Source organism: Pseudomonas moraviensis (assembly GCF_900105805.1).
Taxonomy (GTDB): domain Bacteria; phylum Pseudomonadota; class Gammaproteobacteria; order Pseudomonadales; family Pseudomonadaceae; genus Aquipseudomonas; species Aquipseudomonas moraviensis_A.
The window spans coordinates 4,812,168-4,824,990 of record NZ_LT629788.1 but is presented as its reverse complement, the minus strand read 5'-3'; the positions used below and the strand labels follow the sequence as shown (position 1 = coordinate 4,824,990).

Here is a 12,823-nt window from a genome sequence, read left to right as displayed (position 1 = left end):
TCCCCCAGCCACGCAGGCGACGTCGGATCGTTTTGTGGAAAATCCTCACTGGCTTTCGCAAACAATTCTTTTGCGCGGCGCCAGTTGTTCTTTTTCCTACAGCTTTCGCTTGAAGAAGGCATTTTTATCCGCGTGATGTTAAATGCTTTTCTGCATTATTTTGCACTTAGTAAGTCAATAGCGAGGGCTGATGTGCATTTTGTTGCAGATTCACAGCGTGTTTAGCTGCAAGAATGCACTATATTGCAATTATCGAAGATTTCGCTTTTTTGAAACGCATTAAAATGCACACGGAATCAACATGTATAACCTGACACTCCAGATCTTCACCGCCGGGCAATGGCACGACGCGATGACTCTTGACTTCGATGATCCGGAAAAAGGCTTTGAAAGCCGCTGCAGTTTTGGCTATGAAGCGGACTATCTGGTGGAAAACATTGAGTTGATCGGGTCGCCTTTTTCCCAAGCCGTGAGTGCCCTGTATCCGCTGGATTGGGAAGGTCGGCGCGCGAAGACACCAGCCTTTGTCCACGACATCGCACCGGCAGGCGCAGCCAAGCGGTTTCTCCTCGCCCGCCTGGGTCAGGAAAGACCCGCCGAGATCAGCGCCGATCTGTTTCTGCTGGGTCGCAGTACACCGGCTCCCATTGGCAACATGCGAATAAAGGAATCGGCGGAAGCAGTCGATGAGAGGAAGCCGATCGGATTCAAGCGCGAAGAGGTCATTAGCCGCGACAACCGCTTTCTTGAATATGCCTACGAGCTGGGCGCGGCCATCGGTGGCGCGACGGGGGCAGGTGGTGAAGCTCCGAAGCTATTACTGGCAGAGAACAGCGCCGGGCTTCTGTATCCCGACGCGGTATTGGACGATGAAGAAGTGCGACAGCACTGGTTCGTGAAATTCGCCAGAAACAGGGGCGGGCAGACCGATCAGGACATCCTGCGCAGCGAATTCCATTACTACAAAGCGCTGCAGACATTGGGCATCGAAACGGTCGCGGCAGAAGGCCTGGCCTTGGAAGAGGCGAACAAACCGAGTTTGTGGATGCGGCGTTTTGATCGACAAGTGGAAGATGGGGCGGTGTCGCGTTTTGCCGTCGAATCGATTTATTCGCTGGCTGAAGTGACGACGCCTGGCAGCGCCATGAATCATCTGGACGTGATCCGCATGCTCGCCGGGCTATGGCGCAAAGCGGGTCAGGCCAGCCAGATTCCCGGCCTCGTCGCCGATTACCTGCGTCGCGACCTGATCAATAAAATCCTCGGAAACTCCGATAACCACGGTCGTAACACGGCGATCATCCGGCAAGAGAACGCTTTCCAACTCGCGCCTATTTATGACCTCGCCCCGATGGTCATGGATGACGAAGGCGTGACGCGTACGACCAAATGGCCAAAAGAGTTGGAGCGGGCGGGCGATGTCGATTGGCGAGGTGTCTGCCGCGTATTGGCCGATAGCGCAGATCCGCACGATTCGTTGGCGGGGCTGGATGCCTCTGCGCTGTTCGAAGGCCTGCGCGCGGATGCCCGCCGTCTGGCCGCACTGCCGGATATTCTTGCGGCCAGCGGTTTGCCCGCCAGAACCATGAATCACCCGAGCGTTCATCTGAAAAACCTCGAGCAACGTTTGAAAGAGTGGGACCTGCAATGAGTCTGACCGTCCTCGAGCGCACGGCGCTCATCGAAAGCATTCAGCAATCACTGGCCGAAGGCACTCTGGAAATCGGTGACGCCGTGCGCCGTTTACGGGTCGAAGTCACCGGTCTGCATCAGACCCAGTTTGCGAAGATGTGCAAGATTTCAGTGCGCACGCTGGTGCATATCGAACATGGCGAAGGCAACCAGACATTGAAGTCGCTGAACGCGGTGTTCCGCCCATTCGGCATGAAAATGGGTGTTGTGCGAATACGCCGGGACACCGTTTAAAACCTGCGCGACTGTTTAACCACGCCGCACATACGCCTTGCCGTAATGCCGCTCCATCCGTGCCTGAATCAGCTCCAGCCCGATCGACATCAGCCAGTAGATGATCGCCGCGGTGGTGAGCATTTCGATGTAGCGATAGCTTGAGCGGCCGTAGGACTGGGCGAGAAACATCACTTCCCAGACGCCCATCACCGAGATCAGCGACGAGTCCTTGAGCATCGAGATGAACTGATTGGTGGTCGGCGGGATGATCGTGCGCATGGCCTGGGGCAGGGTGATGCGCCAGAAGATCACGCTTTCGCGCAGGCCCAGCGCCAGGGATGCTTCGCGTTGGCCGTGATCGACGCCGAGGATGCCGGCGCGGAAGATTTCGCTCAGGTAGGCGCCATAGTTCAGCGACAGGGCAATGATGCCGGCGACGATGGCGCCGGGGACGATGCCCAGTTGCGGCAGGCCGAGGTAGATCAGCAGGATCTGGATCAGCAACGGCGTGCCACGGAAGAACGAGGTGTAGAAACTGGCAATGCCAAACGCCACGGCGCTGTTGGACAGGCGCGCCAGCGCGGTGATGAAACCGAGCAGCGACGACGCGATGATCGAGCAGGCGCAGAGGAACAGCGTCAGCGCTGCGCCCTGCAGGAAGCCGTTCGGCGCCAGCTTCAGGCCAACGAGGTTGGGCAGCTTGTCGAGGATGATCGCGAACTTCAGGTCGAAGCTGAGGAAAAATCCGGCAAACAGACAGAACAGCGCAGCCCACGTCAGGTACAGGCGCGTACGGAACCCGAAAAGCTTTTGCAGGCGGGTTTCAGCCACCGGTTGCGGTGGCTGTGGCGGGGTTGGAAAAGAACTCATTGGCTGATGTCGGCGCCGATCCATTTCTGCGACAGCTTGCTCAGGGTGCCGTCCTGTTTCAGCTGGGCGAACACCTCGCGCACCCTGGCGTCCCACTGCGGGTCACCCTTTTCGATGGCCACCGAGTTCGGCTCCGAGTACAGCGGTTCGCCGGCCAGTTTGAAGCGCTGGTCCTGGTTCAAACGCGGTTGTGCGGTGACCAGATTGGTGAGGATCGCATCCAGGCGCACGCCGGCGCCGAGACCCAGATCCTGAAAGGCGACGTTGTCGGTGTCGTACGGAGCGATCTGCACATCCTCGAACGGATACTGCAGCTGTGTATCCTCGGCGCCTTCGATGACCAGATTCTTGTTCAGATAACTTTCATAGCTGGAGGCGCTGGTCAGGCCGACTTTCTTGCCGCTCAGGTCCTTGGCGCTGTGGATCCGCTCATCCTTGGCATTGACCACGATCACTGCTGGCGAGGCGTAGTACTCGACCGGGAAATCGAACACTTCGGCGCGGGCCTTGCTCGGGGTCATCGAGCAGATGCAGATGTCGTAGCGCCCGCTCCAGCGGCCGGCGGCGATCACGTCCCAAGACGGCGTTTCCAGACGAAGTCTGACCCCGAGCTTATCCGCCACCGCTTTGGCAACGTCGACATCGAAACCGTCGAGTTGATTCTGTTCATTGAGGAACGAGAAGGGCGGATAACTCTCCATCAGCACGCCAACCAGTTCTTTTTTCTGCTCGACACGGTCCAGCGTCGCGCCGCCGAAGGCTTGGGTGGAGGCCAGAACGGTCAGGCCCAGGGCCAATAGCGGTTGGAATTTCACAGTCGCTTCCTGTTGAAAAAAGAGGTTGTTATTAACCGAGTGGTGCGTATTAAATAGTTATAAGAACGGCTCCGATAGTGAGTTATTTTCATAAGCATATGAGTGAAACGCATATGAGCGCAGCAGGAACGGTCATTCTCGATGGCGGCATGGGCCGTGAGTTGCAACGCGCCGGTGCGCCATTTCGCCAGCCCGAGTGGTCGGCACTGGCGCTGAGCGAAGCGCCGCTAGCGGTCGAGGCGGTGCATGCCGCTTACATCAATAGCGGCGCCAATGTGATCACCAGCAACAGTTACGCAGTGGTACCGTTTCACATTGGTGAAGAGCGCTTTGCCGCTGAAGGTCAGGCGCTTGCAGCACTGGCGGGGGAAGTGGCGCAGCGCGCGGTGCAGGCTTCAGGTAGATCCGTACGCGTTGCCGGCTCATTGCCGCCGCTGTTCGGCTCGTACCGTCCGGATCTGTTCGAGGCTGCTCGCGTGACCGAACTGTTGACGCCTTTGGTTAACGGTCTGGCCCCATATGTCGACCTGTGGCTGGCAGAAACGCAAAGCTCGATCGTCGAGGCGCGCGCCATTCACGCCGGGCTGCCGAAGGATGGCAAACCGTTCTGGCTGTCATTCACCCTCAAGGACGAAGACACCGATGAAGTGCCGCGCCTGCGCTCCGGTGAGCCCGTTGCCGAAGCGGCGGCGGTGGCGGCTGAGCTCGGCGTTGAAACGTTGCTGTTCAACTGCAGCCAGCCTGAAGTGATTGGCGCGGCCATCGACGCGGCGCGCGCAACGTTCGAGCGTCTCGGCGTGAACATCAACATCGGCGCGTACGCCAATGCGTTTCCTCCGCAACCGAAGGAAGCCACGGCCAACGACGGACTCGACCCGCTGCGTGACGATCTTGATCCGCCGGGGTATCTGCACTGGGCGCTGGACTGGCAACAGCGCGGCGCCACTCACTTGGGCGGCTGCTGCGGGATCGGGCCGGAGCATATTGCGGTGCTGGCGCAGGAACTGCGTCGATAAGCCTGACCCCGCCAATTGTGGGAGCGAGCCTGCTCGCGAAAGCGGTCAGTCAGTCAACATTCGCAGTGACTGACATACCGCCTTCGCGGGCAGGCTCGCTCCCACAGGGTATTTGAGAAATTCAGCTACGGCACTCGGCCAAGCCTTTCACTTGGCCACCCGGCGTCTGGTTTTCATCGCTCAACCAGCGCTCGAACCCGGTACCAATCGCCGGCCATTCCGCATCCAGAATCGAATACCACGCGGTATCGCGGTTCTGTCCCTTGACCACCATGTGCTGGCGGAACACTCCTTCGAAGCTGAAGCCCAAACGCTCGGCCGCGTATTTGGAGCGGGCGTTGCCGTTGTTGCACTTCCATTCCAGGCGCCGGTAACCCAGCTCGAACGAGTACTTGGCCAGCAGGTAAACCGCCTCGGTGCTTTTCGGCGAGCGCTGCATGGGTGCGCCGAAGGTGACGTGACCGATTTCAATACGACCTTGGGCCGGGACGATCGACATCAGGCTGAGGATGCCCTGGACCTGATCAGTCGCGCGGTCGATGACGCTGAAGAAATACGGGTCGCTGTTGGCCGCATGGTTGTTCAACCAGTCGTTGAACGCGCTGCGCTCGCGAAACGGCCCGTAAGGCAGATAATCCCAGAGTTTCGGATCGGCGCCCGGCCCTTCGAGGGCAGCGAAGAGTTGCTCGCCATGCCGCTCCGGGTCGAGTTTCTCCAGACGAATGAAGCGGCCGTCGAGCAGGGTGGCGGAGGGGGCGGGGACGCCTTTCCAGTCAGCGAGTGAAGCGGTCATGTGCGCGTCTCCTTAAAGGGCTTGGCGAAACTGAATGAGGCCTGGGCGTTCGGCGATGCGCTCGTAAAGCTGGATCGCGGTGGCGTTGGTTTCGTGGGTCAGCCAGTGGACTTTGCAGCAGCCATCAGCCTTGGCGGTAGCGTAGACATGTTCGATCAACAGGCGACCGACACCCGTGCCCCGCGACTCCGGCACGACCAACAGATCCTGCAGGTAGCAGGAGTTTTCGATGCTCCAGTTCGAGCGATGATAGATGTAATGCACCATGCCCAACGCTTTGCCATCAGCCCAGGCGATGGCCGCGTGGGTCGGTTCGTTCGGGTCGAGAAAGCGCTGCCAGGTGCTTTGGGTCACGGTGTCCGGCAGCTCGGTGTTGTAAAAGCGCAGGTAGGCCTGCCACAGCGGCAGCCAGGCGGCGTGGTCATTGGCGCTGACCGGGTGAATATCGATCTGGGTCATGCGGGTCTCCTTAGCGCATCAAGCGAGCGAGGGTCTGGTCGTTGGCGTCGGGGCTGGCGGCGAGGCCTTCGCGCACCCCGGCAATGTCTTCGGCGCTGCGGTTCTGGCTGAGCTTGCGTTTGCCTTCGAGGCGATCGATGGGAATGGCAAAACCGACAATGGCCTTGAGCATGCCGTCGATGTAATCGGCCGGCGCATCTTCCACCGACCAAGGCTGGGCGCGGCCCGCTTCGTGACGGTCGGTCAGGGTGCTGACGATGTCGAGCAGCCGCCCGCCATCGCTGAAGGTCTCGGCATGACCGTAGGCGTGTACGGCGATGTAGTTCCAGGTCGGCACGACTTTGCCGTGTTCGGCTTTGCTCGGATAGAAGCCTGGACTCACGTAGGCGTCTGGGCCAGCGAAGATCAGCATCGCTTCGGCGCCGTCGCGCAGGTCTTTCCACTGCGGGTTGGCTTTGGCCAGATGACCGTAGAGCGTGCCGTATTCGCCCTGTTCGCGATGCAGCAGCACTGGCACATGGCTGGCTTGCAGTCCGCTCTCACCGTGGCTGACCAGAATGGCCAGGCGAGTGGCAAGGATCAGTTCGTGCAGTTGGGACAAGTCTTCGATGGCAAAGGCGCGTGGTGTGTACATGGACAGATTTTCCTTGGCGAATGCCTGCATCCTAGGCAGGCTATTGGTCTGTTGTAAGAGCCATTGCCGAGCCATTTCACAGGTCCATTGCCATGTCTGATCTGCCACCGCTGTCGATGCCGTTCAATCCGGCCGGAATCGCGCTTGATCGCCGTCAGGGCTTGAGTCGCCAGCTCTATCAGGCGCTGCGTCTGCGTGTACTCGACGGACGTCTGGTCAGTGGCACGCGATTGCCGGCAAGCCGCGACCTGGCCTCGGCTCTGGGAATATCCCGCAACAGCGTGGTGCGCGCCTACGATCAGTTGTATGCGGAGGGCTTTATCGAGGGACGCGTGGGCGACGGCACCTATGTCGCGCAATTGGCTCAGGGTTCCACCTCGAAGAAAAAACTATCCACAAATCCATCCACAGGCTTGTCAACAGGCTTACCCACAGCCTTATCCACAAATTGGCTGGATTTACCTGTGAATCCATCCAGCAAAGTTATCCACAGTGGTGGATTTTCCCGTATCGAAAAGCATCATTTGCCCCGACCACCGAGCGGTCCGCCGCGGGCTTTTCGGGTGGGCGTTCCAGCGTTCGATCTGTTCCCTTTCGAGGTGTGGGCCAAGCTGAATGCGGCTTTCTGGCGCAAACCGGATCTGCAGCAACTGTGTTATGGCGACCCGTCCGGTGATGCGCGGCTGCGCGCAATGATCGCTGCTTATCTGCGCAGCTCGCGGGGCATGCAGTGCTCGGCTGAGCAAATTGTGATCACCAGTGGCGCGCAGCAGGGCATAAGCCTTTGTGCACAGCTGCTGGTCGAGCCGGGCGACGGGGTGGCGATCGAGAATCCGGGCTATCGCGCCGCCGGGCATGCCTTCGCCGTAGCGGGGGCGAAGTTGCACGGCGTGGCGGTAGACGGCGAGGGCATCGATTGCAGCGCCATGGCTCAGCTCAGCGACTGCCGTGTGGCCTACGTCACGCCGTCTCATCAGTACCCGACCGGCGTGGTGATGAGTCTGGCCCGGCGTCTGGAGTTGCTCGCCTGGGCCGAGCACGTCGGTGGCTGGATCGTCGAGGATGACTATGACGGCGAATATCGATACACCGGCGCGCCGCTGGCGCCGTTGGCCGCACTTGATCGTCAGGGTCGTGTGCTCTACGTCGGCACGTTCGGCAAAGTCGCCTTTCCGGCGTTGCGCCTCGGTTATCTGGTGCTGCCGCCAGCACTGGTCGAGGCGTTCTCGCAACGCCGTGCCGTCGACGTGCGGCATTCGGAAGTCAGCACCCAGGCGGTGATGGCCGAGTTCATGGCTGCCGGGCATTTTCAGCGGCATATCCGCCGGATGCGCCGGGCTGCGCTGAGCCGGCGCAATTGCTTGCTCGAAGGTTGGCCGACAGCAATCGCCGGTGTCGGTCAATTGCCCGCCGTGTCCGCCGGGCTGCACCTGACCGTCGCTGTGGACACCGTAGAGCGCGAGCAAGAGTTGATCGCTCAGGCCGCTGATGCCGATGTCGAGATCAACGGCCTGAGTACTTACTGGTTGCCGGACTCAACCACACCCATGGCCCGGCGCGCCGGCCTGGTGCTGGGTTTTGCCGCGGTGCCGGAGGCTGCGATCACAGCGGCACTGGCGCGCTTGCGCCAGGCTTGGGGAGGTTGAAGAACAACGCCTCGGCCGAGCGACTGGAAATTTCGCTGCGATGGATTTCAATCAGTTGCTGGTTGCTTGGCTGGCTGGGCTCGTAGGCGCCGCCCATTCGCTGTTGGGCGACGGTTTTCATGTGCCCGCGAACGAACGATGGATCATGCGCCTCAGCGCTGCTGTAGTGAAAATGGGCGTAGCACAGGACCTTGTCATTATGGGCATCACGAATCCGGTACTCGTCGAGGAAATCATGCTGACGGCGTCTGATCGGCCGTCGGGTGACGGTTTTGTCGATGGTTATTTCTCCCTTTTCCTTGAGCCATTGCATGCCCGCCGCCGTGGGTAATTGCTGTTTGACCAGGCGAATGCGCGTGCTGGTGCCTTTTTCTTCCAGGGTTTTCGCTGCTTTGTCGAGCGCGTGGCTGAGCGTTTCGGAGGGTTCATGCGGGCCCGCGGTGAGGTTCCTGGCGGTCAGTGCTTCGTCGATCGCCGCAATGGCCTTGCGCAAGAGTGCGGCATGCTGGTGGTATTCCTCCTCGACCTCCACCGGGATCCGCGCGCCGCGTTTGAGGCGCGCCTCGATGCGCCGATGAAATGCCGCCAGGCCATCGATCAGTGCCTGGCCCTCGCGAACACTGTTTTTCAAGTCGACGGGAGAGGTTGGCGCCGGCGCCGGCGGCGTACGCTGTTCGACCCAGACACCGGGCGACTCTTCGTGGAATGTGGCAATGACGCCCGTCAGATGGGTGCGCACTTCCATCGTTTCGGTAGCGTCATCGCCGACGCTTTTCTTGCGTTCGCCGACCACGGTGCCCCTAGATCGTGTGTGGATGATCTGTCGATTCGAGGCAGACGCGGATGGCGTTGACGGACCGGCCTGCGGCACGAGCAGATGCCGGTAGCGCAACAGGTCGGCGAGGCGATTGTCGGCGGCGGCCTTGAAGGCAATCACCCGCGCTTGTACATGTTTGAGTCGGTCTGTGTGGAGCTGGTCGGAATATTCGCTGGCCAGATCGCTGAAGCGTTTGTTCACTGAATCGAACTGCTGGGCAACGTTGCTCAAGGCATCGATGCGTCCACGCAAGTCGCCCAGGCTTTCATCGGCGCTCAAGTCCAGCGAGCTCTGGATATTCAGCGCAGCGTCTGCGATGAGATCGGCCAGTGCCTGTTGAGCGCTGGCATGGTCCGTGGTGTCGCCCGGCTTGATACATATTCTCTCGGCGAGGCTGATTTGCAGCACTTTGAGGTCGTTCAACCGGTAATCCGGCAAAGCGTCCCGATAGACACGCATGGCTTGCACGGCGTCTTTTCCCAACAGCTTCATTTCTTCGAAGCAGACGTGTGCCGCCTCGATTTTCTCGATGATGCTCTGAGTGGTGTCATTCAGGCTGACCGCCGCCTGGCTGAATGCTTCAGGCTCGACGGTGCGCCCATCCGCGATCATTGTCTGCATGGCCTCGACACTTTGTTGAAAGTGTGAGGAGTGCTCGTTGAGCCACTCCTGGCCCAGAAACAATTGCATTTGCAGGCGCTCGGTCATGACGGTGCGGTAATTGGGAATGGTCTGATTGAGATTCAACTCTCTGATCTGCTGAATGTTCGCTGCGTACTCCTTGTACTGGGCGTCGAGTGTGGCGAGGTACTGAGTGCGCGCCTGTGACTGCGCCTGCGGCAAAGCATCGCTCAAGGCATCACGGTCCGCGTTCAGACGTAGCTCCTTGGCATGCATGGTGTCATCGAAGGCGGTGATTTTTTCGGTCAACGCTTTGGCGACGGTCTGCCTGCTGCCACGGGATTTTTGCAGGGCCGAGTCCAGGCCCCCGCCGCGCAGACGCAGGCGCATATCGATCACCCACTCGCCCCTGACGGAATAGGCCAGTGTCGGACCGAAGCGGCGTGGTTGCTGGCGCGAGTCGATAATCTGCACTTTATCGTGTTCGTTGCGCATCACCTCGAACCAGCGCTCGCCGACCTGCACGTACCAGGTGTCGCGATGAGGGTGCAGGCCCCGGTGCGTGCCGTCGCTGGCGGCGGCGCCAAGATCTTTCGGTCGGTCGAGCTTGAAGCTGTCGAGAACCTTGGCCAGTGCCTGCGGCGAGCGTTTCAGTGCGGTGACGATATCGATGGTGGTCGCGTGTACGCCGGTCATTTCAGCGCCGATGACATCGGGCAATTGCAGCGCCTTGGGTACTTTTACGGCCGGGTTGAGGGACGTTGTTTGTTTTTCTGGCTGCGCCAACGATTCATGTGCTGGTGCCTCGCCGACTGCCGCGCGATGCGCAAGGACCATGCCCAGCGCCAGAAGGATGTCGGCAATTGCCGTCCACGCGATCTTGCCCGACTGCTGATTGGCAACGTCGGTGACTTCTTGCAGATCGTCCATGATTTGCCAGATCCACGCCGCCGTGCCGACGCTGCGCCCCAGAAACGGCAGAGCGGCATTGAACATCAGCCAGCCGCCCTGTTTCAGGCTGGCCCAGCGTGCCTCGGCGTTGGACACCGATTGCCGGTCGGCCTGGGTCAGCAGGGCCTGTACGTTGCGGTCATGAAGGGTCTCCAGCACGTCGCCGGTCAGCACTTGGGTACCCAGCGCGACGGGGCCCGACATGTCGAGTGCCGTCGTCGGATTGACCAGCATCTGTGGAATTGTCCACACCGACGGCAGCCTGGCGGTAAAGACAAACTGGCTGTAATTGAAACGTACGTCATCGGGCAACCACGCCAGCACCGAGTCGCGTAAATGTCGCGAATGCTCGATCGCGTAGAGGAGGTTGGCGTGCCCGGGATATTGCATCAACGGCATCTCGAACAGTGGACGGTACAGCAGGCAGGGGCCCTTGTTCGCTTCGCGCGGGCCGATGACGTACATGTTGACGACGCTGTCGGCCACGGAACTGCTGCGGTGCGTGACAAAGGCCAGCGGGCGGATCACGATTTCCTCGCCATCGACGTAGCGCTCTGCGCCGGTCGTCGCCAGCGCCGCTGCCACGTAGCGATACCCCGACTCATCAAGGCCGCCCCGGCCCTGGATCTTGTGCTGCAACGCCAGCAATGGCAGCTCGATGCGTAACTGGCTCTTGTATAACTCTTTCAAGGCCGACGCCTGATCGGTGTCGTCTACCAGGCATGCCTTCAAGTGCGCTGGATAGGTCTTGCCGATATCCACCGTCCTGACCAGTTTTTCCAGGTAGGCCACGGTCATCCACGCAGGCACTGCGCTGGCGTTTTTATAGCTCACGGTCTTGTTGCCCAGTGGCAGTCCGGCGAGATTCTGCAGGGCAAGTTCCGGCAACGTCAGGGACTGGACGCTGGTGTTGCCGGGCAATACGAACGTGCCCCAGACCACCAGGCTGGTGATGGTGATCAGAATGTCATCGGGGTTGATGTCCTTGGCGCTCGGCTGGTCCTTCGCCACCTGTTGCATCAAGGCGTCGCGGGTGTACGCGCGCAGGTCGATGACCTCGCTCTGGAACGATTTGCCGTCGTGTTCATGCGCAAACGTGGTCAGGTCCAGCAGATGCCGGCTATAGCGTGCCTGATCGACGGGCAGCGCATCGTTCAGCCACTGCGGCAGCATCGGTCGCAGTCGCTCGAAATGGGTCTCAAGGCGCGGCGTCGGTTCAGCCGTTTTGCCCAGGGTTCCGGTGTGCGGATAGACGCGGTTGAGCGGCCTTTCAGCAAAAAAATTGATCTCCCCCAAGGCGTCGGCCTCAAGCGAAATCAAGGTGCAGGCCTGATGATCGAAGAAATTGCCCTGCGGTTCGACTAGCCGCCACCTGAGGTGCGGATCTGCGCAAGTGGCACCGAAGCGTTGCTGCAGATCCTCGCCAAGCGCTTGCAGCGAGTCGAAGTGCTGGTAACCGCGAGTGACCGCGTGAGTGAGAATCACGCTGCGTTCCGCAACCGTGCCAATGATCACCGCCATATCGAGCAAGGCCAGGTGGGCGGGCTGTGCGGTGTCTTGCCGGTCGAGGTCGATCAGGCAGGCCCGTGTGTCGTAGGTGTCAGCGCTCATGCGTTGTTGCCTGTCGGGCTGGCGGAACACCGCCTCGGCGACGGCGGTTTGAGCGGCATCCCAGCCATGGCTGGCATCGGCTCTCCATAAATTGCGCAACGCTTGCGACAACTGCTGCCAGCGCGGCTGTCCCGGGTAGGTGAACTCATCCCAGTAGATGACGTGTCGATCCTTGTAGGCGATGAACAACAGCGGTGCGAGCTCGTTGAGCAGCAGACCGATGGCCTCGATTTTCACCGGCAACTGCACGGGGGCCGGCCAGGCAGGCTGCTGGGTCAGATAATGCTCGCCGTCCAGATAGGTCACGGTTTTGCCGGTCATGCCAAGGCGTACCAGCGCATCGGTCAGCGATTCAACGTTGGGCCGACCGGCGAAGACTTGATCGTCATCGATCTCCCAGGTCGGTTCTACGACCATGGCCAATTGCGGATCTATCTCAAGGTTGGGGTACAGCGTCTTGAGTGCCGGGCCCAGCGTTTTCGTGGCGACTTCATGGAGTGAGGGGCCGGTGACCAGTTGGGTCACGATATCGACGGCACTGGGGGAGGGGAGTTCGGGCATCAGTGATTCCTGCTCTGTCGGGCGCCGAATGCCGGCGGTTCAGGGCAAGTTAAAAGGCGCCACGTTCGCGCGTGCGGTACATAGATCTGCCGGGCAAAAAAAGACCCGCGTGCGCGGGTCT

The 12,823-nt window shown here is 60.4% G+C and carries 10 protein-coding genes; 4 read left to right on the top strand and 6 right to left on the bottom strand.

Going from position 1 to position 12,823, the window contains the following annotated elements; all coding sequences use genetic code 11:
- Positions 1-301: 301 nt before the first annotated feature.
- Together BLU71_RS21705 and BLU71_RS21700 are read left to right on the top strand one after the other, a co-directional pair.
- Entirely contained in the window at positions 302-1,651 is a 1,350-nt protein-coding gene (locus BLU71_RS21705) for a HipA domain-containing protein (RefSeq protein ID WP_083353855.1), read from the top strand.
- The gene (locus BLU71_RS21700; protein ID WP_024014849.1) at positions 1,648-1,926 is read left to right on the top strand and encodes a helix-turn-helix domain-containing protein; all 279 of its coding nucleotides are present in this window, start codon (positions 1,648-1,650) and stop codon (positions 1,924-1,926) included. Before BLU71_RS21705 ends, BLU71_RS21700 begins: the two co-directional genes overlap by 4 nt.
- Before the next feature lie 15 nt (positions 1,927-1,941).
- On the opposite strand, the gene BLU71_RS21695 is transcribed toward BLU71_RS21700, so the two are convergent.
- The gene (locus tag BLU71_RS21695; RefSeq protein ID WP_083353854.1) at positions 1,942-2,778 is read right to left on the bottom strand and encodes an amino acid ABC transporter permease; all 837 of its coding nucleotides are present in this window, start codon (positions 2,776-2,778) and stop codon (positions 1,942-1,944) included.
- A complete protein-coding gene (locus tag BLU71_RS21690) occupies positions 2,775-3,593 on the bottom strand; it encodes an ABC transporter substrate-binding protein (RefSeq protein WP_064365162.1) in 819 nt (272 codons plus the stop codon). Before BLU71_RS21690 ends, BLU71_RS21695 begins: the two co-directional genes overlap by 4 nt.
- A gap of 113 nt (positions 3,594-3,706) precedes the next feature.
- Between BLU71_RS21690 and BLU71_RS21685 the strand changes: the two genes are divergently transcribed.
- Positions 3,707-4,609, top strand: coding sequence for a homocysteine S-methyltransferase family protein (locus tag BLU71_RS21685; RefSeq protein WP_065616396.1), 903 nt, complete (start codon positions 3,707-3,709; stop codon positions 4,607-4,609).
- Positions 4,610-4,730: 121 nt separating this feature from the next.
- Here BLU71_RS21685 and BLU71_RS21680 read toward each other — a convergent pair whose 3' ends face one another.
- From BLU71_RS21680 to BLU71_RS21670, 3 genes are read right to left on the bottom strand one after another with little or no spacing between them, the layout of a single operon-like run.
- Entirely contained in the window at positions 4,731-5,402 is a 672-nt protein-coding gene (locus BLU71_RS21680) for a GNAT family N-acetyltransferase (RefSeq protein WP_083353853.1), read from the bottom strand.
- Positions 5,403-5,414: 12 nt separating this feature from the next.
- The gene (locus tag BLU71_RS21675; protein ID WP_083353852.1) at positions 5,415-5,861 is read right to left on the bottom strand and encodes a GNAT family N-acetyltransferase; all 447 of its coding nucleotides are present in this window, start codon (positions 5,859-5,861) and stop codon (positions 5,415-5,417) included.
- Between the two features lie 10 nt (positions 5,862-5,871).
- The gene (locus BLU71_RS21670) at positions 5,872-6,495 is read right to left on the bottom strand and encodes an FMN-binding negative transcriptional regulator (RefSeq protein ID WP_042608058.1); all 624 of its coding nucleotides are present in this window, start codon (positions 6,493-6,495) and stop codon (positions 5,872-5,874) included.
- A 92-nt stretch (positions 6,496-6,587) separates the two neighbouring features.
- Here BLU71_RS21670 and BLU71_RS21665 point away from each other — a divergent pair, with 92 nt between their 5' ends.
- On the top strand, positions 6,588-8,141 hold the full coding sequence (locus BLU71_RS21665) for a PLP-dependent aminotransferase family protein (protein ID WP_083353851.1): 1,554 nt from the start codon (positions 6,588-6,590) through the stop codon (positions 8,139-8,141).
- Here the strand turns inward: BLU71_RS21665 and BLU71_RS21660 are convergent.
- Complete coding sequence (locus BLU71_RS21660) at positions 8,098-12,702, bottom strand: dermonecrotic toxin domain-containing protein (protein ID WP_083353850.1); 4,605 nt, start codon at positions 12,700-12,702, stop codon at positions 8,098-8,100. The two genes, BLU71_RS21665 and BLU71_RS21660, sit on opposite strands and share 44 nt — an antisense overlap.
- Between the last annotated feature and the right edge of the window lie 121 nt (positions 12,703-12,823).